We start from the raw sequence: 22,318 nt of genomic DNA, 5'->3' as shown, positions 1-22,318 counted from the left end.
CGTTTTACTCCAGCGTTTTTTGGGATTTATGGCCAAACTCCGGCTCAGGTTCACTGCGCTCGTGGCGCATTACATTGACTTCATCGTTCATCATTGCGGAGCGCTCCTCCCGCTCCGGCGACAGGTCGTAGTCGCGGTAATCAAATGCCTCCTCTTCCTGCAGCTCTTCCAGCGCCGCCTCGCGTTCACTTTCCCTGTCATCCAGGGCGCTTTGCGCGTCATCCTGCACGCCAGGTTCCGGCTCTTTCTCCTCCTGTCCCAGCGCAGCCTTAACGGCTTTCTCCAGCGCCCCCGCTTCGCGGCGGTCCAGCTCCTCGCCGCCCGATGTGGCCGCTGCTGCTTCTGCAGGAGCGCCTTTATCGCCTGAACGTTCACTGTGGTCAGCAGAGAGGACTACCGGACTGTCCGGGTTGTCCTTCATCAGCTGGAGCGCCTCCGCTACGTCCGCGGCTTCCAGCACCTTTCCGTGCTTTTCTCCGCGCTGCAGAACAATACGGCTGCCGTCCGCGGCCCCTTCATAGTGGGCGGCTGAAAAATTCACCTCCCCGCTTGAGGGCGACACCGGAACGTGCCAGTTTCCGCGCTGCCGGCCGTGCTCGTTAATGACCGGCCAGAGCATCTCCGGCGTTTTCCCGGCCATAAACCGTGCGTCCGCTGTCAGGTCCTGATCGACCCGGTCTGCCAGACGCGTGCCGGACACCGGCAGGCTTTTATCCCACGCCTGCATTTCCCGGCCTGCCCGTACGTCCTCCGCCCGCATAAGCACTTCGTGCACCGTCTGGCGCCGGCCGCTTTTGTTCTCCACCCGACTGGCCCAGCCGGACAGGTTGTCGAAGTAGGTCTGAACGTGTTCTTTTGCCCTGGAAAGCTGTACGTAGGTGCTGTCCAGTGCGGCCATCATCTTCCGCGCGCCCTCTTCCCCAAACAGGCCAATCAGATATTTAACCGACGCGCCCTGCGAACTGTAGGTGGTGACGGCATAGCCGTAGTCCATGTGGCGGTCGGCGTACTGCGCGGCTGGATCGAAAGAGAGCTGGCGATCACCGGTATCGAGCGTGATTTTTCCGTCCTCCGTTATGACGGTGACCACTCCCATGTCGCTGGCTCGCAGATTGCGGTCGCGGTCCGTTGCTGTCAGGCGGATTTTCTCGCCGGGGCTGATTTCCCGCTCCACTTCCTTAAACACCGCCGCTTCCTCCTTGCGCAGCTCGGCGGGTCGGATCCAGCGGTCTGCTGAACCGTCCAGCCCGGCCATACGCACCACGCCACTCTCCTCGTCGGTTTCGCCTATCCGGTAATACTGCTCACCCCGGCGCACCACGTTGCCCGCCTGCGCTTCCCAGAAAGTCTGCCGGCCCAGATCAGCGTTGCTGTTGTTCACGCGTACAAGCAGCGGCACCGTGACACCGTCACCCAGCGCGCCCTGCGCCTGCAGCCGCGCGTGCACCGCACTGTTGATAGCTTCCCGGTCGGCGTTCAGCTCCGCCACGATAAGCGTGTTGTCACGCGCCTCCGGCGTCCGGCCGGCGTAGTCGTCGGCAATCATGCCGGTCAGGTCAGGTTTTTCGGCCTCCCCACCTGCGCCTGCACGCCCTGCCGGTGCCAGGCTGCTGCCGTCCATTGCGCTGCTCTCCGGGATGTATGCGCCCGGCTGGCGCGGTACGCTCTGCGGGCTGGTTTCCGCCGAAATGCGCACCGCCTCCCGCACGTTACCGGCGATGACAGCCTCTACGGCGGGCTTCAGCGCCGGGATCTGCCGTACGATTTCCTTCATCACCGCTACGTCGGCGGCGCTGCGCTCCAGCGCCAGCGCGAACGGTGCGCCGGACTCCAGTGACTTGAGCTGGTCCTGATCACCGCTCAGCACCGCGCGGCCCCTGCCTTCGGCGATCACGTTCATCAGGGAGGCCATCTGGGCGTTGCCGTTCATGGAGGATTCGTCGATAACGAACACGGTGTTGTGAAAGTCTCGCGCCTGCCCTGCGGCCTGCCACTGGCTGCTCTCGCTGAGAAAGCTGGCAATGGTCTGCGCCGGAATACCCGCGCCGGACAGCTCACTGACCGCCCGGTGCGTGGGTGCAAGGCCGCGAATGTCCGGTGCGTCCTCTGCGGCGGCGAGCGCCGCAGCCACGGTGCGAAACTGCGTTGTTTTCCCCACCCCGGCGTAACCCTGGATGGCAGTAAAGCGGTCGCGGGTGGTCAGGATGAGGTTGCCCGCTTCACGCTGGCCCTCCGTCAGTCCCGCGGCCTTCTCCTCGCTCAGGCCGCCAGCCAGCAGCGGCTTCACGCTGTTTTTCCCTTCGGCGACGTGGCGCAGGATAGACACCTCGTTCTCAAAGTTCTCGCGGGAGATGTACTTCCCGGCCGCGCCCTGCTCCGCGCTGAGTTCGAGAATCTCGCCGCGCTGCACCAGCCGTGACAGCTCATCCTCCGCGCGCGCTGGCGTGATGCTGCGGTCGGCGTTTATCACCCCGGCCAGCGCCCGGACGCCCGTGAACGTCACGTCGGTGCCGGTCGCTTTCTCGATGGCCAGCCTCATCGCGCGCTCCGGCTGGGACCTCTTCCGGGACTCAAGCTCGCGCAGCGCGTCGGTCAGGTCACTTTCGCCCGATAGCGACTTAATGCCCTGCGTTACGCTGACAACCGGCCGGTTTTCCTCCAGCCGGCGGCCGATAGTCGCCTCATCCAGTGGGGTGAACGCGATCACGTCCGAGCCGCTGCGGCGCAGCATGTTCACGGTCGCGTCGTTTACTTCCTTGCCAGCCAGGACCGCCACCACGCTTCCCTCTGTGCGTCGGGTGGCGCCAAAAGATTCGGCGTAGGCGTAGTCAGCGTAGAGCGGCGCGTTGCGGTCGAGCCTCACGCGATCGCCCTTTGAGTTTTCCATCGTGATGGTGTCTTTAAAAAGCCAGCGCCCTTCCTTCACGCCGGTGACGATCAGCCGCTCGCCACTGCTGGCGCGGCTGCCGATATCGGCCGTGGCGCGCAGCTGCTCGCCCTCGCGCAGCTCCAGCTTTTTCTCCCGGTAAAGCCGGTAATGGCTGTCGATGCTGCTGATGCTCACCCCTGCGTCTGGCCCTTTTCATCTTTCAGGGTCAGCAGGTTGTGACGCTCGCTGACCCCCGTGATGGTGAACACTGATTTCTGCCCCTGCCCTTCATGCTGCTCCAGCACCATGCCTGCGCGGTACACGCTGCGGTCGTTGCGGTTGCTGGCGTCCAGCCACACCGGCACCCGCACCGTGACCTCGCCCAGCACCCGCCCGAGCTGTCCCTCTTCGGTCAGTACCTCACGGGCCCGGGACGTGAGCTGGTCGCGTGTGCGCGCGTTGCCCGCCTGCAGCGATACCACCCGTCCCTGCGCCTTTTCATGTGCGAAGTAGCGCGCCGCCACACTGAGCCGGTCTTCAACGGTGTCCTTCTGCACCATCGTCACGCGCACGTTCTCGGTCTTAGGCGTGGCGGTGAACTGCTTCACCCCCGCACTGCTCAGCACCCCGGAGGCAAAGCCCGCCGTGCGCCGCGCATGCGTGTCAGTAACCAGCGTGGTGCCATCGTGCTGCGTTGCCGTCTTCAGCACGTCGTGCAGACCGGAGGTGTTAAAGCGCTCGGACTCAGCAACCAGGACCAGCGGTCGCGCCGGCAATTCGGCCGCAGTCATTTCTTCGGCAGTCATGAGCGTTACCCCGGGCCTGTCCCCGAAGGTGGTCAGCTGGCGCTTGCGCGCGGCTCCGTCGGCCGCCACAACAACAAGCGGCCTCCCGTTCTCTTTGGCCATCGCCATGATGCTGCTGTTGAGGTCGCTGACGAACTGCGTGCCCCCGCGTACATCGATGAGCGACACTGCCCGGTCCGCGTCGGCCACCTGGGCCAGCACGCCCTTTTCACCGGCTGGCACCACAAGCCCTCCGCGCTTCTCCGCGAGCCCGGCAGCCAGCTGCGCCAGCCGCGCTTCATCCCGGACGTGGACGGCGGTGGTGAACAGCGTCTGGTTCTTGTCCACGGCAATCAGCTGGCCGCGCCCGATGGCATTATCGACAGCGCTGCGGGCCTGCCCGTAAACACCCGGGGCGATCGGGATGTGGTTGAGCACGCTGGTCATCACGTCGTCGTAGGTGACGCGCACGCTTTTAGACGACAGCCGCTCGATAGCCTCGCGCACTGCGCCCTCCAGCACCGGCGGCGTGGCGGCTTTTTTCCTGACCGGCGCTTTCGGCTTCACGCTGTTGACGCCGCTCCGCCAGCTCTTCCCTGAACGTCTGCGCATCAAACCCGGTATCCTTCAGCACCGACTGCCAGTGCTCACGCAGGGTTTCGGGGTCTTCAAAGTGCTTGGCCTGTCGGGAATCCAGCGCGGCCATGCTCTTCTGCTTCGCCGTCGCGTTTTCGCCGACCCGATCGAGTATGTCCTGGCGACGCGAGGAAAAAGGCTTCACCGGCACACCGGTGATATCCCACTCCCCCGCGGCCCGGTGTCTTCCGTCTGGTAGCCCGCCGGTTCAATGATGGAGCGGTAATGGCCGCGATAGAGCGCACCGATGCTGACCTGCTCGTTCCACACCATGTCCGTAAAACCCTGTTTGCCGTTGATGTCAGTGGAAAGGGTTTTCCAGCCGTTTTCTGACAGCGTAGCGTTGGCGACAACGGCGTGCGTGTGCATCTGAGGTTCAAGATTGCGGCTGGTATCGTGCATGAAGGTTGCGATCACCAGGTTGCCGGTTTTCTCCATTTCAGTGATGCCGTCGGTCATGGTGCGCGTGGTCGCCAGCTTTTCCACCTCGTCCAGCGTGCGTCGTACCGCCTCTTTATGGGCCTCCACCAGAAAGGTGTCGCCAGTCACGAGTGCGAGCACAGACGCACTTTTAGGGGCGGAGAAGGTCAGGTCATAGCCCGGGCGGTGTTTGTTGACACCACCTTCCATGCGACGCATGTCGGTGCCGTCCGGCAGCTGGCCTTCCAGCACTGCCACGAAGGTATCGCGGTTAACCGGGCCCTCAAGGCCCAGATTTTCTGCGCCGGTGCCGTACCACTCTGTGGACTGCTCCCCGAGGAAGTAATAGTTATCTTCATTGGTGTAGTAAGCGCCGGCTTTGCCGGCGTTTTTGACTGAAGAGACTGACAGCATGATGTACCTCAGAAACGATCGTCAGGGTCGAAGTCACGATGTTTAACAATGTCCACCTGCTGCAGAGAATTCTCCGCTGCGGGCTGTGTGGGAGGAGGCGCGGCGGCTGGCGCTGGTGCTGCAGGAACGGCTGGATTTGCGGGTGGCGGTAGTGCTGTCACGCGCCCGCCGGCCTCATCCGGCGCTGACTGTGCTGACGAACCTGATGCCGTTTCGACGGGTGCCGTCGCACCTGCTGCCGATGCCGCTGTGTTTTCCGCACCCGCAGTATCCCCGGCGTTGCCGGCATTCTGCTCATCTGCGGGCGTTTCCGCTTCAGTCGCATCACCAAACAGACGCCCGACAATCTGCCCTGCCTGGTTGTCGCTGGCTTCGCCCGCCAGCGTCGCCTCGATGTCCGGATCAAACACGTCTTCAACGTCCCGGGGATGCGGCCTTCCGCGATTTCCCTGTAGGGCTTCCAGGGCAGCTTCATACGAACAACCGGCCATTCACCTGGCAGGGTGATGTAGCACTCCAGGTCATTGAGGCTTTGAACGTCGGAATAGCTGACCAGGAACTCGTTAATCTCATCTTTGGAGAACTGCACGCCGTCGCGGATGATGTCGATGCCGTAGCTGTACTGGTCCTTGAACTTCTTATGGCGCTGTTCGCCGATTTCCTTCTGTACCCAGTCCGCAATTGAGCCGCTGGGCGCGCGGTAGAAGACGCGGGTGTTCAGCAGGTCCCAGATGGATTTAGCCGAGTTGGTTCCGTATGTTTCTTCCAGCTGCGGGAAGTTCTGCAGGCCGGCAACGGTACAGCCACCGAACTTACGGCCCTCGGCGCAGAACTCCGGCAGAATGGGCAGCTTGTGCAGGGACGGCAGCTCGTCCAGGAAGATCCAGATGCGACGGTTGCGGTCGGCCTTCAGGCCGAGAATCCCGGACATGGTCATGTAGAGCCACGCGCTCAGAAGCGGCTTCAGCGCATTGTGGTTCTGGCCGTCGCTGGAAATAAAAATCCACGGGTTATCACCGCTCGCGTCTTCGGTATGCAGCCAGTCGCGAATGTTGAACGGGCGTCGGCCCTGTTCATCCAGTCCCTGCAGGTAGCGCAGTGAGCGAACGTAGGTGGTGAGAATGGTGCGGATGGTCATCGCGGTTTTCTCGATACTGCCGTCAACCAGGTTAGCCGCGTCCGTACCCTCAAGAAACTGGCGAAGGTCCGCCAGGCTGATGGACATCAGTTTTTTCAGCAGCTCACCGATGCTGCGGTTCTTTTCGCGGGCCATGCGCCGCGCGGCGGCCACAAACAGCGAACGGGCTGAGAGGACCCAGAACGGATCGCTGCTGCCGCTGCTGTCGGGCAACAGCGAGGTGGCGAAGTTTTCAAAGTCACCCACCGTCCGGCACTCTTCCCACAGGTCCCAGAACGGACAGCGCACGTCAAATGGATTGAGGATCTTGTCTTTATCCTGACGGAAAAAGGTCGGGATAAAGTTGTTACCTTTGTCATAGAGAATGACGCGATCACCGCGCTCGCGCAGCTGGCGCAGCAGATCGTTCAGTGCTGTACTCTTACCTGACCCGACAGTGCCGTGAAAGCCAAAGTTCTGCATCTCTGAGTCTTTGACGATATGCAAACCGCAGATGCTGAGCGGCGACATCACGCCAGCCTTTTTGAGAAGGCGGTTTACGACAGCAGGGCTTGTCGCAAGAATGCGACCGCCAGTAAGCTCGCTCTCACGCTGTTTTGCACCTTTGTTGCCAAGGAACCAGGTAATAGCGAGGATGGATGCAACAAAGCAGAACGTTGCAATCCCCCAGCCGTAAAACGCGGCGTCTTTAACGCTCTCACCCATCTGCACAAAGTACGGATCATTCATCACCTGCTGAGCAGTGTGTTTGAACGCTATCACTTCACCGTCCGGTCGCTGGAAATGAAAGGTCCAGCCACTTTTAGAATTGCCACCGGAGAATTTTGACAGTGGCATCACGAACCACTTAACCATCCAGTAGGCACTGCCGTGAATAAACTCCTGCAGAGTAAGGCGCAGCAGCATCCAGACAAAAAATACCAGCGCTGATAACAGCACGACCCAGTAGGAGGCGATATTCATGATCTGCACAAACATGCCGATCATGTATTTCATCACCTGACCGCCCTGGGTAAAGTCGCGGGCGTTGAGGCTCATTGAAAGTCCTTTATGTGGAAACAGAGACAGGCGCGCAGGGTTGCGGGCAGGCGAAAGCCAGACAGAGAGCTGCGCGGGGTTTAATTACGGTGCGAACGTGCCCGGATGGGCTGACGTGATGTTCCGCCTCCTCCGCCAGACGCAGGGCGCGTCAGGCTGTGCGGCGGGCGGTCTCAGCTGACTGAAACCTGAAACAATGGCTGATTAATCTGGTCTTCAACAAACCGCTGTTCGGCGTCGCTCAGCGCGCTAAAACGCGTGGAAAACCTGCGGATGTAGTTCATCAGGTTGGTCGTGTTGGTGAAAAACACCGGACACACAGTGCGAACTTCCTGAAGAACAGGCTGTATGAGCGAAGTAAACGCTTCGAGCTTTCCGATCTCTTTCAGGTCGCTTTCAAAAAGCACCTCATGCTCCGCCAGTGGGCAAACGGTTACACCCGGGAAGGGATACAAGACGTGCAGCGTGTCCGGATATTCCCGTACTTTGCAGTCAAACGCGTCTTCCAGTGCCGGTAACCGGCTGTTGCTACGCACAGGAGAAAGGAGGCGCTCAGGCTCTACGGTAGCGGCGGTATAGTATTCGGTATGCTGTCGGATAATCCCGGCCGGATCAGCACGACGCCAGATAGCCGGTTCGCGTGCGGACGGCCTGTCGCCAGCGTTCACAGTCAGGCGGGGCTGACAGGATGCCGGTATCCAGTTTCTGGCCTCAGCCGGGGTTTTATCCCGTAAGGGGTGTTGAAAACGCCGCTCCACAAGTGAATAACGTCCGTTACTGCATCGCCATTGCCGACGATGTGCATATGCACGCGGTGCACTGAGACCTCACCCTGAACGGCCCTGCGGGTTATCACGGTAATGTCCGTCACGTCAGTGTCCGTATTCAGCAGAATACCGTGAATAGCTTTGCGCCCTTTTTTACGGCAGACATAATGCAGACGCTTATTAGGTGACGGGAACCGGACGGTAATATCTCTTTCAGCATGGAGGTGCAGACTTAATTCAGGGATTTCGATATCAATTAAGTTAACAGAGATATTAGAGTAATTAAGAAAAAAGATGGCGTTAAGTGTATTAACATATTCACCTCTAAAATATTTAGAGTAGTAGGCGTAAAGACGGTCACCCGAGATTAATCGGGCGACAATCTTTATTTTATGAATTTAACTCGGAGATTTAATTTTTAAAGATTTTACAGCTCCAACGATCGCAGGGATCTGATACCGCGATATATCCATATTAAAGATAATAAAGATTAAGAACGTAGCAACAAGGTTACCGATTACAAGAGGTAAAATGCTCCACTCTGTGACCACACCTAGCAGCCCGCAAGAGACTAAAAGTATAAACCACACTGTTCCGTAGGCTTTGATCTTTCTTGTAATCACTTTTGCCAGCTCTAGGTTTTTTAGCTTTTCTGTTCTAACCATATTAAAAAGACTTGCATAAGATGCTGTGAATGAAAAAATCACAAGCCAGTGGAATAAGCCAAAAGCCACAAAGAAAAGCCATAAGCCAACGTTTTTTGGTTGGGGCAGAGAAAAGTAACTCAACCCACCGAGCACACAGTATGCAATAAAGTGATATTTAACTTTACCGAACATCCCAAAAAAACTGGGAACCTCCCTCTCCGCCGAATTCATTGAGTTTATTATCTCTTTAGAATCCCTTTCAATTTGCGCATATGTCATCATATCAATTACTCCTTACCATTCCCTTTGTAATCTTTATGGGTATGATTTTTAAAGGGGTTAACTAATAAATCATCTTGCTGTTTATCAGCGGCCAACTTGTTATCGGAATAGTTATTCGCACTCGTAGTATACTCTCCCATACGTGACGCTATACCGCTATCTGTTTCACCTTTAGCCTTTACAATGGCTCCATTAGCTTCATTAGATTTATTCTTAACCATAGCCTGCTGCTCCTCAACATCGTTGTGAACATCTGTGCGTATGCTGTTTTTGGCCACTCCAGCCTCAATGCTCTGATTTGCGCTGTTATATGCGCCGCCAAACTGAGCGCCTGCTGTATTCGCCGGTGCGCCCATACCTTCCCCCGTGCTTCCTGAGTTATGCGCATAGTCTCCGTCAATGCGGCCCTGCAACTTCTCTGCAAAGAACTCCTGCACCAGACCATCACGCTGCTTTTGAACGCCTTCATCGGACGTGTTAGTAAGGATGGTTTCAGCATCCCCCGGCGCCCGCTTCTGTGCCCATTCCACAAACTGCTGCGTGTAGTTGTCACGTGCACCTGCGCTGAGCGTTTCAGTCTCGGAGGCCATCTTCTGCATTTCGTGCGTATGCGACTGACTGGCCGTGTACTGCGCGTATTTACTGTCAGAGGTGGTGATGCCGGAAGAGATCTGGTTCATCAGGCCGGACGCGTTGTTATCAACGTGCTGGCCATTATAGGTAGTGCTGTAGTTTCGCAGCACATCCATACCCTGACTGAAGTCCTGTGATTCGCGTGCAGAGATGGTTTGCGAGTTATCGTTTCCGCTTTGTCCTCCCTGTGAAGTTTGCGATGTTGAACCTGTTCTCCCTGTCAATTCTGTACCGCCGTGAACATCACCTTTGATCGAAGCACCAGTGACCCATTCACCCGCTTTGCCCCACAGTGATTTACTTGAATCAATACCAGCCTGAGTTCGTGCTCCAGTGTTTACTGAGGCGCTTCGGGATTTATCTTCAAGCTCCGAGTACGCCTCATTCAGGCTGATATTATTACGGGTTGCATAGTCCTGCGCCACGTTCTGCATTTTGTTTACGCGTTCTGCATCAGTGATGCTCATGCCGGTTGAAGCCGACAGCGTTTTCGAGTCGCTATTGCCAAACTGCTCATGGAACTGCTTAAGCTGCGAGCCCGTTTCCTGCACCGAGTGGTTGTAGCCCTGCGCTGCCATCTCGGTCTGCGCCATACTGTCGCGAACTGAGCGCTGCGCTGCGCTCGCCAGATTGCGGTCAAGATGTAGATCAACCGGCAGGCGGCTGGTTGCGCCGGACGAGTCATACACCGTCTGCCCGTCCTGCGTCATGGTTCGCATGGCACCATTGCCAAGCTGCATCGTAGTCATCCCCTCGCGGTAGGCACGGTTCAGGTCCGTTTTGTGCCCGTTGATATTATCCATCTGAACGTTACCCACGCTCACATTCCCCGACGCCACCGCACCGGAGTCTGCCGCCGACGCGCTGCTGAGCGCGCTGCCCAGGCTGGAGCTCAGGCTTGCAAAACTCTGGCCCAGCCCGGTGAACAGGCGGAACGCAAGGAACGGAATAGACAGCATCAGCCATCCGGCGATGCCTGCCGTGGTGGTGCTGGTTTCCATCAGGCGGTTCATGTTGGAGAGCGTCGGGCCCGTTGCGTGAAAGCTGCTCTGCGTGCTGTAGTTCACCGCAAAGTTAAAGATGGCGAACATCACCGGCCACAGCATCAGACTTCCCATAAAATTCAGGTAGCTTTTGATGACGGACCATGCGATTTCCCGTACGTAAAGCGCCAGCACCATCACCGGGAAAATGCAGATGCAGAACAGCAGCAGCACAGTGTGTAGCTGTGGCAGCACCTCGGTCGCGATGGTGTAGCTTACCGCGTGCGAAAGACGCAGCTTCATAAGCGACTGCTCGGAAGCTATGTCCACCATCGAGGCGGTGTCGTTCATGCCCTTTACGTAGCTGTTCAGTCCGCGACGCAGGCCCGCAACGGCAATGTTCTGCATCATAATCGCCTGCGCTGACTTACTGCTGCCGAGAAAGTATTCATAGGACCCTGCCAGCTGTTCGGCGTATACCGTCTGCGGCGCGTTATTGCCCGGCAGCATGCGGGCCGCATGGGCCATGAACGTGCTGCCGGTGTTGTTACTCTCCGCTGTCAGCAGAGTTTTCAGGCGTGGTGCCGCGTCCCGGCAGACCATAAACGTAGTGCCGTTAGCGTCGCGCCAGTAGATGGCGCGCAGCCGGCTCGGGTTGCCGAATATCTGCGCCTGCACGTCCCCGGACTCCATCACGTCCTGCATGCTGTACTTGTGGTTCAGCATGATGTCCGGGACCACACAATTTTTCGCATACTCACCCATGTTATAAGCCAGCACCGGGTTGCGGCTGTCGATGGTGAAGCTGTCCTGCATCAGCTTACTCGCGAAGAGCATGCCGGTTTTTGTGTAGGAGCGCTCGTCCGGGAAGTGAAAGATGTCTTCATAGGTGGTCGTGAGCGTGTAGCCCACACCAGTAGCCAGATAGAGCGGCAGAGCAAGTCCCGCCGGCACGTTATCGACGCGCCCGATAGTGTCCGGGGCGGTCAGGTCGTTGACCACCACCGTGACCTTTGGTGTCAGCAGCAGCGCGGTGACCAGCACGAACGTCATTCCCCAGCCAAACATCGCGCCCAGACTGTGCGTGCGCAGGTAGGTCATCACGCAGAAGGCAATGCCCAGCATCTCTGCCACCCAGATTGTGCTTTTCCAGCCGCCGTTTTCCATCACCGTGGCGACCGCGTTGAGGCCCATTGTGATCATGCCGCCGGAGCTGACCACCCATATATCAAGCGCCATGCTTACCCCCGAACTGATAGTTCGACAGCACGCTGTCGGAAACGGATGACGAGAGCTGCTGGCGCGTTTCTGACAGGCTGCGGTCATACTCTGCCAGCCCGTTCTGCTGAACCTGGATGCGCGCGACGCGCTGGCTCAGCTCATTGCGCACCTGACGCAGGTTCTCGCGAAAGTGCTTGTTCTCTTCTTCGGTATCGAGCGTGCCTGCTGCCCCGCTCGCGGCTACGTCGATCAGGCCGTTGATGTAGGACATCACCATATCGGCTGCGATGTACTCTGCCAGGCTGCTGACCACACTCTGATCCATGCCCACCGACGCGGAGTCGATGGTGTAGCGCAGGATGCGCACACGGGTGCTGCTGATAAGCGCCTTTTCGTTATCGTTAAGCGCTGTGTCGGTGCGGCTTTTGTCGAAGATGTCGTTGAGCATGTCGCGTACCCGGCCGGTCATGCCCTCATCTTCTGAGAGCGTGAGCTCCGCGATCGTGGGCGACAGGCAGGTTGTGTTGTCGTTGCAGCGGTAGATTTTCTCGGTGCCTCCGTTCAGTAGCGTATTGAACATCGACTCGCTGCCTCCGCGCGGCTGCAGGAACGTCGGGTTGCCATTAGCGTCATAAATCACCGTACCGACCATCGACATAATGAACTCCTTCAGCGCGCGATCGTTGCTGAAAAACTGGTTGAGCTTCGTGAACGTGTCCCAGGTCAGGTTGCGGTTACGCGGGATGCGCTTTTTCTCTTCGTCGGTCGCCTTATCGAACACGCTGTTAGTTTCTCCGCCGACGCCGCAGCCCTGGCGGGAGGCAGCCCAGTCTGAGAACACATCGTGCCTGGTGCCAAGGTCCTGGCAAATCTGGGAACTCGCTGCCTGTGTTTTTGGCCATAGTCCGCCGACGATGGACTGCGCCGCCTGACAGGTGGAAATATTCATGTTGTTGGTATCCGCCGCGAGCTTCTGCAGGTAGTCCTTAACCGCCTTACACTGCGGGCAGATGGTTTCCAGCCCGAGGTCAAAGGCGTAGCCAGCGGCGTTGCTCAGGATCTGCTTACCCATGATTTTGATGCTGTCGCTGTTAATGAAGCTGAACGAGCCGAGATAAGCGTCGATGCCGCCGCAGCCCGACTTGATGTCCGGGAGCGTGACCGAGATCAGCTGGATGTTGCGCACCGGCGTGCGGATAAACAGGTTTCCGCCTGTGAGGTAGCCCGCTGACTGGCCCTGCCAGGCGGCCGCCTGCGTGTAGTTTCCGCCGCCACCGCCCATGTCGTTAAAGAATTTATTAATGTCGTTCTGCACGTCCGCGCTCGCCGCAGCGGAGAACAGCAGGCCAGCAGCTACGCCTGCACTTAACACAAATTTAGTCATCACAGCACCCCCAGACGCACGGCCAGCGCGAACGATTCATCCAGGCGCTGCCTCAGCGCCTCCTCACTCATTTCCCCTGCGACAGCGGGATGGTTACCAGCGACTGCGTGTTGATAATGAAGTCGGTGGGCGTCGCCTGCGGCAGCTCCGCGAAGAAGTCTTTCAGGATGCCGTCATTCACCGGCATGACCTTCGGAAACACCGCATCGCCCTTGCCGTCAAAGCTGTAAACGAACACACCGATGCCGGTCTGCCCGGACACCGACTTAAGAGTCGGATTGAAGCGGTGGCAGTACGGGCAGTCAGAGCGAACAAAGTGCACGATCTGCCAGTGGCCCACGTCCACGCGGCGGCCGTCGCTCAGGTGATACCAGACCGGCTTTGCAGGAGTAGGTTGCGCGTCAGCAGCAGGCGCGCTTTTCGCTGACCGGTTTTCCGGCTGCGCGGGCGCGTCTGCACCTTCTTTCGCCTGCTCCAGGCGGGCAATGTCATCAATCGTGCTGGCCGTGGCCAGCACCGGCGTAAGCATCAGCAATACGGCAAAGAGTTTTGACATCATGGATTAATCCTCGGGCTGGAAGTCGGTAACGATGTTGAGCATGCGGCGCGCCAGGTCGTCCTGTGTGATAAAGCCGTAGGCCAGCGGCTGGTATTTCTTCGTGCGAGGCTCAACCAGGTAAATGGCCGGGAAGTGTTCGATTTTCATCTTCTCTGCCTGCCCGGCGTTCTGCCGGGTGTCTGGCAGGTCCGGGCTGGCGCGTCCGTCCACCGTTACAGGGATAACGGTCAGGCCGTACTGCTCGCTGAACTCCTTCACTACCCCGCCGAGACGGTTATCCAGCGGCTCGTTACCGCGATAAAGAAGAAAACGCCGTAGCGCTGGTTAACGTAGCGGATGGCGGCCTGCTGCTTCTGCCGCTGCTCGGTGTACTGGATGTTGGCGGTGCCGTTGTAAAATGGGTGCTTCAGGCTGTAGTCCAGCTCCGGGTTATCCAGCAGCACTTTCTCCCAGCGCGATGCAAACATGCTCGCCTGATTGACCATCCAGTCCTGCACGATTTTGTAGCGCCGGATGTTTTCGGTAGAGGGTGCAGCATCGCCTCATTCATCAGGTTGTCGCGAAACGCCTGAAGGCGTTTCATCTTCTGCGTGGGCGTCTCCTGCGGCGCGGCAGGTGGTGGTGCAGGCTGCTCTTCCTCATCCTTTTTTACCGGCTCGTTGTACCAGTACCAGCCGACCGCCGGATCGTAGTTGTAGCCATCGGGCTTTGTTTCCTCTGCCGCGTGCAACGGCGATACTGCAAGCAGCAGCGTGAGGCTGATGAGTTTTCTCACGTCAGTCTCCTGATTTAAGGCTGTTCTGGATGTCGGATGTGATTCGCTGGTTCAGCGCGTCCTGATCGGGCAGCTTAATGTTGCTATTCAGGTCGTCGTAAAAGTCGCTGAAGTCGATATGATCGAACTTAATGCCCTGCAGCTCAGCCACCCTTATTCCCCGGCAGTCCGGGTTGCTGCCCGAGCCGAAGCTGATGTCCAGCTGATCCCGGCGTCCCTGCTCCTGCACGATGCGGGCGAGCTTGCTGTCGAAGACGCAGTAGCCCTCTTTCTGCTGCAGGCAGACACCGAGCACTTTCTTCGAGCAGTAAGAGCCGACCTTCACGACAAGCTTCTTCTCCTTGCCGGTGCCGATTTCCTTTTCCTCGGTGTTGCACTGCGCAAGTCCGGCATCCTGACCCCAGCCGCCGCTTTTACAGCAGTTGCTGAAGCCGGCCGCACTCTTGCGGCACGCCATCGCTTTGCCGGTAAACGCCGTGACTGAGTCCGGGTCCATGCCCGCGAAATCTTTTCCCGCAGCGGCGAGTGCCGCCAGCTGTGATACCGCAGCCTCAAAGTTCTGATTCTGTCCCGCCTGCATCGCCGAGCAGCTGCCGTCTGAGCAGTAAAACTCTGAGCCGCAGATATAGCCGGTGCTCTTAACGGTGTGCGCACACTGCCAGGTCAGCTTGCTGTAGACGCAGAGGTTGCCGATTTTCTGGGTGCAGGTACGGGTGCCTTCACTGCAGTTTGGATTGTCGATATAGGCCTGGCAGGTATTGGTGTCGTCTTCAAAAACATTCCACTGTGTGGTGTAACCCCAGCAGTCGCTGTAAAGGCTGTAGGCCTTGCCGCCCACCGTGACAGAACGTGTGCCGCCTGGATCGCTGCAGACCTCACTCATCTTCACCGCGTCGCCCATGTCTGCCGGGCAGCTGTCCGTCCACTGAATCCCGGCACTGACCGTATCCCGGACCGCCTCCATCGGAAGGGTGATGCGGACAATCATTTGTCCGCTGGCTAACTGCTTCATGAAATTATCAACGGCCTGATCGTTGTGGCCATCGCTGTTATTGCGTACCAGAAGGCTGATGATCTGCCGCTGCTTTACTTCCTGCGTGGCTATGCTGAATGCGCCGGAGTAGTTTATTTTGGTCCTGAAATTTTGCCCGAGCACCTGAATGGAGTAATCCAGGCGACCACCGTGATAACCGGGGGCGGACGGATAGAGAAACTCCCACGTTCCGCTGCTGATGATGCCATCCTGCGGCACTGTGATGTCGTACTGAATCCAGTAGTTATCGATGCGCCTTCCGCTGACATCACCCGCATTCAGTACCAGCTGAGTGTTAAAGGTTTCACGTGACCCGGTCGTCACAATTGTGGCCTTACGCGTACATGACTGTGAGAGTGGGGATGCCATCTCACAACTGTGCGTCGTGTAGGTGGTTTTGTTCAGCTCCTGCGCCACGCACTGATTGCCGTTCACCCCGGTAATCGCATTCGCATTTTCCCGGATCTCATCGCTGTGTTTCATCATGTCCGAGTCGTAGCTGAGCTTGTCCGCCGGGTTGTTCACATAGGATTCCCGGGCCGTCTGCCCGAGTTCCGACTGGCTCAGCTCTGTCTGCCCCTTTACGTCGATGTTTGTTGACGTCTGCGTCGGGTCGCCGTAGTAGTCGCGCTGCGGCGCATCAGAGGTGTAGTTGTCAAAATAACTGTTCGGGTCGGCGCTGGTTGTGCCGTTAGCCGACTTCGCGGCGTTAATGCCTTCCTGGTTTGAGGCATCCATTGACGCCGCCAGTGCACCCGCTGAAGCGCAGGTCAGCAGCAGGCCCAGCAGCTGGATGCGGGTTGCTTTATTCATCGGGAGTTCCGGTCAGAGTAAGAGAAGGGCCCGCCGCAGCGGTCAGTGGTCAGGGCCTGTTGCGGCAGTCGCCGCGCTGGCTAATCATGTCCAGCGCCTGGTTCAGCGCCACGTTGCCATACACGATGTCGAAGTGGTCACCACACTTTTTAACCAGCGCCGGTACCTGCTTCACGCTGTAGCGGTCAAAGCGCACCGGGTCTATCTGCACGCCGCGCACCTTATAGGTGGTGACCATGTACATCATGTACTTCGCGGTCTGCTCCATGCTGTCGCCAACCAGGCCCCGGAAGTACACCGGAATGTTCCGCGCTTCCGCCGCTTTCATCAGAATGGCCATCTCTTTTTCCGGCACCGAGGCGGACAGGAAATAGGCCGTCTCGTTTTCCGTGCTGCCGACCTGCGTGCCCTTCGGCGCGTCTTCCGCCTGCGCGGACAGTGCGGTCATCAGCCCGGCGGCAAGCCACAGCGTGTTGCGTGTTTTCCTCATATTTCCTCGCTTAAAGCACGACACAGTTGCGCTTTTTCCAGATGAGATAGCCGTAGTTCTTTTTGCTGTTCGGCATTTCTTTGCCGGTCTGCCACAGCATCACGTTGCGCCCCAGCGGATGACACGACGCTACGTCCGGTATGGTGTTCACCATCTGATAGCGGTAGCGGCTTTTCGGCAGGATGACGGACGGATATTCGTAACAGACGGCGGTGTTATACGGCACGGTATCGAGGATCAGCCCTTCGCGGTGCAGCTTGAAGTCCATGCGCTCAGAGAGCAGCACCGAACTGTTCAGACCGCTCGACTCGTTCACAATGTTGCCGGTAAACGGGTACATCGAGCCGTGTGAGCCGGCACACCAGAACAGCGCATCAATCGGCTTGCTGACACCTGATGCCACGGCGTCGGCCGCGCAGGCCATCTGCGCAACCGGGTTCGCAAACAGCATCACTTCCGGGTTCAGGAACAGCGCAATATTGTCGTTCTGCCAGGTCGGGTCCAGCTCCGAGAGGTAGCCGATGTCATACTCACCGCCCTGCATACACATCTCCGAGGTAATAATGTTGAGCCAGGAGATCAGCGGGTACTTATACCAGTGGACGTGATAGAAGGTGCCGGGGTGCTCATTCGCCGTTTTGGTGCCGGTGCCGGTGCCGGTGTTCGGGATGTTGATGTTGAAGCCTCCCATGTTCACCATGCAGCCGGGCGAGCGCGTCACATCAGTCATTGCAAACGGCTCCCAGAAGCCAATCGCGATGCCCGGGCGCTCAAAAATGGGCGGCGGCACCGGACAGAACTGAATGGGCGATGACGGGTTTTCGGTATCCGGCAGCGACCCGGCCGATACCTGCACGCTGCCGATGCTCATCGGGAACAGGCACTCCCAGCACACGTCGGTGATAGGGTTGACCCAGCGACCGTCGCAGGTCAGGGACGTATTGCCGTTTTCAGCGGCGTTAGCGGACTGGCAGAACCACACCGTCAGCGCCAGAAATACCGTGCGCCAGACCATGTCAGCCCCTTTCTTAACGCCGCCGCGTGCTTTTTCCACTGCAGCCTGCAGCCCCTGCAGGCTTGTCGCACCCGGGATCACGCTGATGTTCTCAGCAGTTGCGCCCTTCACTGGCATAATGAAGAAGGCCGGCGTGCCCTGAATACCGAGCTGCTTCGCAAGCTGGTCATTAGCTTTAAGCGCAGCGTCAGTCGCCTCAACCTCCTCACGCGGTGTGTCAGTCACACCCGCTTTTACCGCTGCCTGACGGATATCCTCATCGAGCAGCTTTCCTTCATCATGCCCGGTCGCGTAGAGTGCCGCGTGGTAGCGGTGGTATGCCTCTGCGCCGCCCTTTTTATAAACAGACAGGCCGACTTTTGCCGCCTGCACGGACGCCGGCCAGCGGCGGCCAAAGATCGGCCACTCCTTATAGACGAAGCGCACGTCAGGATTTTTACTGATGAACTGCTCTACAGTGGGAGCAACCTTCGCGCAGAAAATGCACTGGTAGTCAAAAAACTGGATCACCGCGACGTCGCCCTTCGGATGCAGCACCGGTGAGGAAGGGTCATTCAGCAGCGCGTCCTGGTTTGCAAGCACCGCACCGGCTGCTGACGCCATCTGTTTGTTCTGCGCCTGGGCCTGCAGCTTCTGGCTCATCTCGATCAGGATTTCCGGGTGCGCGCGCAGGTAGTCTGCCGCGATCTCGCCGATCTGCGCCTTCTGCGCGTCGCTGAAGGCAGCCGCTGCAGTGCCGGTCGTGTCTGCGGTCGCGTACCCTGTCAGGCTCAGCGTCAGGGCGGCGGTGAGGATTAACTTTTTCATGTCTGCTCCGTTAGCGGTCGGGAAGACCGAATTCAGTAATAAGGAAGAGTTTCTGCCCGGGTGCCTGCTTCACTTCCGCAGGCACCTGCGTGATGCCGAATTTCTTTGTGATGCTGCCGGTCTGGTCGAAGTAGACCCGGCTGCCAAGGGCCTGTGCGCTGTCGCGAACGTTGCCGCTGACCAGGATGACGCGGGAGGTTTTGGTGTGCGGCACCTGCTGCTTTATCCAGGCAATCTGCCGCTCGTCATCGGCGTCGATGAAGTAAAGCGTCTCGTCAAACACCGGAATGACGTCAAAGGGGTTCACCTTCTGTCCCTTGTGCGCGAACACCACGCCGTTCTGGTCGGCAATGTCGCGCTGCACCGTAAACGAGGGGTCAAACAGCCGGTGGTGCGTTTCGCGCCCGGTGGTGAGTCCGGCAACCGGCGGCGGGCGCATCGCCTCGTCTTCGGCCTTCTGCTGCATTTCCCGCTCAATGTCAACCTGCGATCGGCCTTCAAAGTGCTGTTTCAGGTTGTCTTTGAGAACCGCGATCAGGTTACGCTCGCGAATGTCCCAGGTATCGCCGTAGGTGCCAAGCTCGGCCGCGCCTGCCTGCAGGCTGAGCATGGTGAGCAGCGCGCTGGCGGCCAGTCGCGCCAGCGGAGTTGCATGTGTCATCGGGATGCTCCCGTTGGGGTGATCGGACAGGGTTACTGCGGCGGGTTGCCGGCCTTCATCAGCTCAGCGAGGCGCGCCTGAATCTCCGGCGTGGCGTCCGGCAGGCCAGTAACAACTGCGGGACTCACCAGAATGGCCGCGCCGTGTTCGCTGGCATAATCCGCCGTTGCGGTGGTGACGCTGCGGTCAAAGCGGTTCAGCAACGCTTTACGCTGGTCATCGTTCAGATCCAGCTTCGCGGTCTGGCGTATAAGCGCGTTGGTCGTGCCCTTCATATCGAAGGTGACCAGCACGGGCGGCTTCAGCCAGAAAAACCAGGCGGTCGCGCACGCGCCCACGCTCAGCACAACTGACAGGCCGCAGCCCGCCACAAGGTGTCTTGTATTCAAAGTTGCATCTCCCGCAGCATGTGGATGATGTCGCGCTTGTGCGCGTCGTTATTAGCCATCTCAAACAGGATGTCTTTGATGTCCGCGCCTTCCCGCAGACGCTTCTCGCGGTAGGTGAAGTCCTCGCCTTTGGAGGAAAACAGCCCGTCGCTCAGCGGATCGAGAATGAGGCGGTGGAAGCTGGAAAACTCACCCACGCTGAGCAGGAACGAGCTGTAGCGCGCCTTTTTCGCCGGCGGGAACTTACGGATCATCTCCCACTCCAGCTCGCTGAAGGCGTGCGGTTCCTCCTTCTGAAAGGTGGTGAACGACTTGGCGTCCTGCATACAGGTGAACTTAAACGAGCTGTTGTCGTAGGCTGCAAGCGCTGCCGTGGACAGGTTTTTATCGCGTATCGCCTGCGTCACCGTGCCGTAGGAGCCGTTGTGGCGGCGGGCGGTGCGGTATCCCTCTTCAATGAAGTCCTTAATCTTGGTGCTCGACCCGCCGAGCAGCTTCCAGCCCTCGTCGATGATATTCATCTTCCGCATGCTGCGTGGCGTGGTGTACATCATGTTCTCGTTCCAGATCATGATGGTGAACAAAATGGCCGACAGCAGGTCCTGCTGTTTGCGCAGGTCGCCCAGCTCGGTGACCACGAACTGCAGATCAGGCTTCAGGGTCGGTTCGGACGAGTTGAAGAACTTACCGTAGATGCCTGTGGTGCTGTACTTACCGAGCAGCGTGGTAATTTCGTCAATGCGCCCGCCAATCAGTGAAGAGTGCTCGCGTGTAATCGCGCCCTGCTGTTTTTTGAGGTACTCAATGACGTGATCAATACGCATGTCCTGCTGATACTGAGGCCACGACTCGGTGATGGCCTCCAGAATCAGCGACTCGTGCACCTCGTCCAGCAGGCCGTTGGGGCTGGCCAGAATGCACAGTTGATCACGAATACGCTCGGCCGCGAGTGTGATGTCCGTGACGTTCGCAAACGGGTTAAAACGCAGCGACTCGCCATTGATGTAAGTGCCGCCCAGGCTGCTGCAGGCTGCCTTGTAGGAGTCGCCGATGTCCTGCACCGCGACCGTGCCTCCCTTGTCCAGCACCGAGCGCGCAATCGAGTTTGCCAGCACCGACTTGCCTGCTCCCGAGGTGCCGGACATAAACCAGTTGAAGTTTGTGTTCGGCAGGCTTTCGTCAAACACGTCGATAAACGCGACCTGGTTGCGGTAGCTCGGAATAAGAATGCCCGAGGCGCACAGTTTATTGTCCCCAATTATCGGCATGAGATTCACCGCGTGAAACGACTCCGAACGCTGGATGCCGCCGGTCTTACGGCAGTCAGCGCGCAGCTTTTTGTTCACCATCGCAAACGGCACCGTGGCCAGCAGGTTGCGCAGCTGCATGAAGTCGGCGCGCACGAAGCGCAGGCCCTGCGCCGCGAAGGCGTTGCGCGTTTTCTCGGTGTAGCGGGACGTCAGGTCGTCGTCGTCCGGGCAGAACAGCGTGATGCCGTAAAAGTAGCTCGTGAGGGACGTCTGGTTCGACAGCAGTCGCGCGCGGGCGTCTTTCCACTCAGCGTGCTGACGCGTAGTGGACGGAATGTATTTGGCGTAACTGGTGTTCACGCGCGAGTCCAGCGCCAGGAATCGGCTGTTGGCCTCACCCTGGCTCTTCATCTGCTCTTCGGTGGTCAGCACCATCGTGCAGATAAACGGGCAGGGAATGCCGTTGGTCGGTGACATCAGGTCCTGAAAAATATTGCCGTTCTGCCACAGGTAATGCTCCTGCGGGTTGTTGTCGAGGTTCAGGTTCACCATACGCGCGGCGAACGGCTTACTGTCACTGTCGCTGCCCTCGATACGGATATGCGAGGGTTTCACCCGCCAGGAGGTGGTGCGGTCCACGAACTGCGTGTTCAGATCGGCCGCCGGATCGTACTCGCTGTCGTAGCGCTCAAGACGCGCAGGGTCATGGTTAAAGAACTCGCGCAATACGCTGCTGAACTCCGTCACGCCGATGGCCTCAGACCAGATGTCGGCCGCATTAAGGGCGTTCAGCAGGTTACGGCGTACGTCGCGCACGCGCACCAGATCGGTTTCAGAGAGACTTTTAACCGGCATGCCCCAGACAAAGAAAAGCCGGTAGTCGCGCAGGGTCAGTGGATGGTCAAGCCCGTTGCTGTAGGTATAGCGCGCCCCGTTCAGGTAAAAGCGGGCGGTGACGTCGTTAAACTCCTCCGCCCGGTGTCCTTTCCAGGCAAAGTTTTTCAGGCCCTGCTCGACCTGCTCTTTCACCGCCCGGGACGAGACCAGCATCACCTGGAGCGGAACGTCGCGGGGGCCACGTCGCGCAGCAGGTACTCAAGGCTTTCTGCCAGCTTCTCGTTGGCGCCAATCAGCGGCTGCGACTCAATTACGAAGCCCACCGACTCCTTGTTCACCCAGATCTGACTTTCGCTGTCATAGTCCTGGTAAGGCAGCAGGTCGCGGATATGGGGGTAGTCCATGTCCTGCAGCTTCTGACGCGTTTCATTCGTTGTGTCGCGCTCCCCAGAATGCCCGCCACTGTGTCCAC

14 protein-coding genes and 4 pseudogenes are annotated in these 22,318 nt (G+C 58.7%); all 18 read right to left on the bottom strand.

Annotation, left to right across the window (positions count from 1 at the left end; all coding sequences use genetic code 11):
* Positions 1 to 4: 4 nt before the first annotated feature.
* The 18 genes and pseudogenes from KQP84_RS02020 to KQP84_RS26390 all read right to left on the bottom strand — a co-directional run bounded on the left by KQP84_RS02020 (position 5) and on the right by KQP84_RS26390 (position 22,250).
* Positions 5 to 3,064: an AAA family ATPase gene (locus KQP84_RS02020; protein ID WP_309140120.1), complete on the bottom strand. Its 3,060-nt coding sequence runs from the start codon at positions 3,062 to 3,064 to the stop codon at positions 5 to 7.
* Positions 3,061 to 4,161 (bottom strand): ssDNA-binding domain-containing protein, encoded by a 1,101-nt coding sequence (locus tag KQP84_RS25920; RefSeq protein ID WP_215845018.1) that lies wholly within the window; start codon positions 4,159 to 4,161, stop codon positions 3,061 to 3,063. The genes KQP84_RS02020 and KQP84_RS25920 overlap by 4 nt, the downstream gene beginning before the upstream one ends.
* Positions 4,130 to 5,124, bottom strand: a pseudogene (gene mobF / locus KQP84_RS02005) (MobF family relaxase). The gene KQP84_RS25920 and the pseudogene mobF overlap by 32 nt, the downstream one beginning before the upstream one ends.
* A gap of 157 nt (positions 5,125 to 5,281) precedes the next feature.
* Positions 5,282 to 7,300 carry a type IV conjugative transfer system coupling protein TraD gene (gene traD, locus KQP84_RS02000; protein WP_215845015.1) on the bottom strand — a complete coding sequence of 673 codons (2,019 nt, stop codon included), beginning with the start codon at positions 7,298 to 7,300 and terminating at the stop codon, positions 5,282 to 5,284.
* Positions 7,301 to 7,473: 173 nt separating this feature from the next.
* A pseudogene (locus tag KQP84_RS24990) lies at positions 7,474 to 8,312 on the bottom strand (DUF6012 family protein).
* 153 nt (positions 8,313 to 8,465) lie between these two features.
* The gene (locus KQP84_RS01990; protein ID WP_215845013.1) at positions 8,466 to 8,996 is read right to left on the bottom strand and encodes a hypothetical protein; all 531 of its coding nucleotides are present in this window, start codon (positions 8,994 to 8,996) and stop codon (positions 8,466 to 8,468) included.
* A gap of 5 nt (positions 8,997 to 9,001) precedes the next feature.
* Positions 9,002 to 11,851: a conjugal transfer mating-pair stabilization protein TraG gene (traG, locus tag KQP84_RS01985; protein ID WP_215845012.1), complete on the bottom strand. Its 2,850-nt coding sequence runs from the start codon at positions 11,849 to 11,851 to the stop codon at positions 9,002 to 9,004.
* Positions 11,841 to 13,217 carry a conjugal transfer protein TraH gene (locus KQP84_RS01980; protein ID WP_215845011.1) on the bottom strand — a complete coding sequence of 459 codons (1,377 nt, stop codon included), beginning with the start codon at positions 13,215 to 13,217 and terminating at the stop codon, positions 11,841 to 11,843. The genes traG and KQP84_RS01980 overlap by 11 nt, the downstream gene beginning before the upstream one ends.
* Before the next feature lie 67 nt (positions 13,218 to 13,284).
* Positions 13,285 to 13,776, bottom strand: a complete 492-nt coding sequence (gene traF / locus KQP84_RS01975; protein WP_252515136.1) for a conjugal transfer protein TraF — start codon at positions 13,774 to 13,776, stop codon at positions 13,285 to 13,287.
* Between the two features lie 3 nt (positions 13,777 to 13,779).
* Positions 13,780 to 14,551: pseudogene (gene traF, locus KQP84_RS01970) on the bottom strand (type-F conjugative transfer system pilin assembly protein TraF).
* Position 14,552: 1 nt separating this feature from the next.
* Positions 14,553 to 16,397 (bottom strand): conjugal transfer protein TraN, encoded by a 1,845-nt coding sequence (locus tag KQP84_RS01965; protein ID WP_215845010.1) that lies wholly within the window; start codon positions 16,395 to 16,397, stop codon positions 14,553 to 14,555.
* A gap of 49 nt (positions 16,398 to 16,446) precedes the next feature.
* Entirely contained in the window at positions 16,447 to 16,887 is a 441-nt protein-coding gene (gene trbC, locus KQP84_RS01960; protein WP_235321479.1) for a type-F conjugative transfer system pilin assembly protein TrbC, read from the bottom strand.
* A gap of 10 nt (positions 16,888 to 16,897) precedes the next feature.
* Positions 16,898 to 17,902, bottom strand: coding sequence for a conjugal transfer pilus assembly protein TraU (traU, locus tag KQP84_RS01955; protein WP_215845190.1), 1,005 nt, complete (start codon positions 17,900 to 17,902; stop codon positions 16,898 to 16,900).
* 48 nt (positions 17,903 to 17,950) lie between these two features.
* Positions 17,951 to 18,709: pseudogene (locus tag KQP84_RS01950) on the bottom strand (DsbA family protein); the annotation flags it as partial.
* Between the two features lie 10 nt (positions 18,710 to 18,719).
* Complete coding sequence (traW, locus tag KQP84_RS01945; RefSeq protein WP_215845009.1) at positions 18,720 to 19,370, bottom strand: type-F conjugative transfer system protein TraW; 651 nt, start codon at positions 19,368 to 19,370, stop codon at positions 18,720 to 18,722.
* A 32-nt stretch (positions 19,371 to 19,402) separates the two neighbouring features.
* Positions 19,403 to 19,759, bottom strand: a complete 357-nt coding sequence (locus tag KQP84_RS01940; RefSeq protein WP_065106158.1) for a TrbI F-type domain-containing protein — start codon at positions 19,757 to 19,759, stop codon at positions 19,403 to 19,405.
* A complete protein-coding gene (gene traC / locus KQP84_RS01935) occupies positions 19,756 to 22,059 on the bottom strand; it encodes a type IV secretion system protein TraC (RefSeq protein ID WP_215845008.1) in 2,304 nt (767 codons plus the stop codon). Before traC ends, KQP84_RS01940 begins: the two co-directional genes overlap by 4 nt.
* Entirely contained in the window at positions 22,059 to 22,250 is a 192-nt protein-coding gene (locus KQP84_RS26390; protein ID WP_215845007.1) for a TraC family protein, read from the bottom strand. Before KQP84_RS26390 ends, traC begins: the two co-directional genes overlap by 1 nt.
* Between the last annotated feature and the right edge of the window lie 68 nt (positions 22,251 to 22,318).

Source organism: Candidatus Pantoea bituminis, assembly GCF_018842675.1.
Taxonomy (GTDB): domain Bacteria; phylum Pseudomonadota; class Gammaproteobacteria; order Enterobacterales; family Enterobacteriaceae; genus Pantoea; species Pantoea phytostimulans.
The sequence above is the reverse complement of the archived record's forward strand: the minus strand, read 5'-3'. Positions and strand labels throughout refer to the sequence as shown.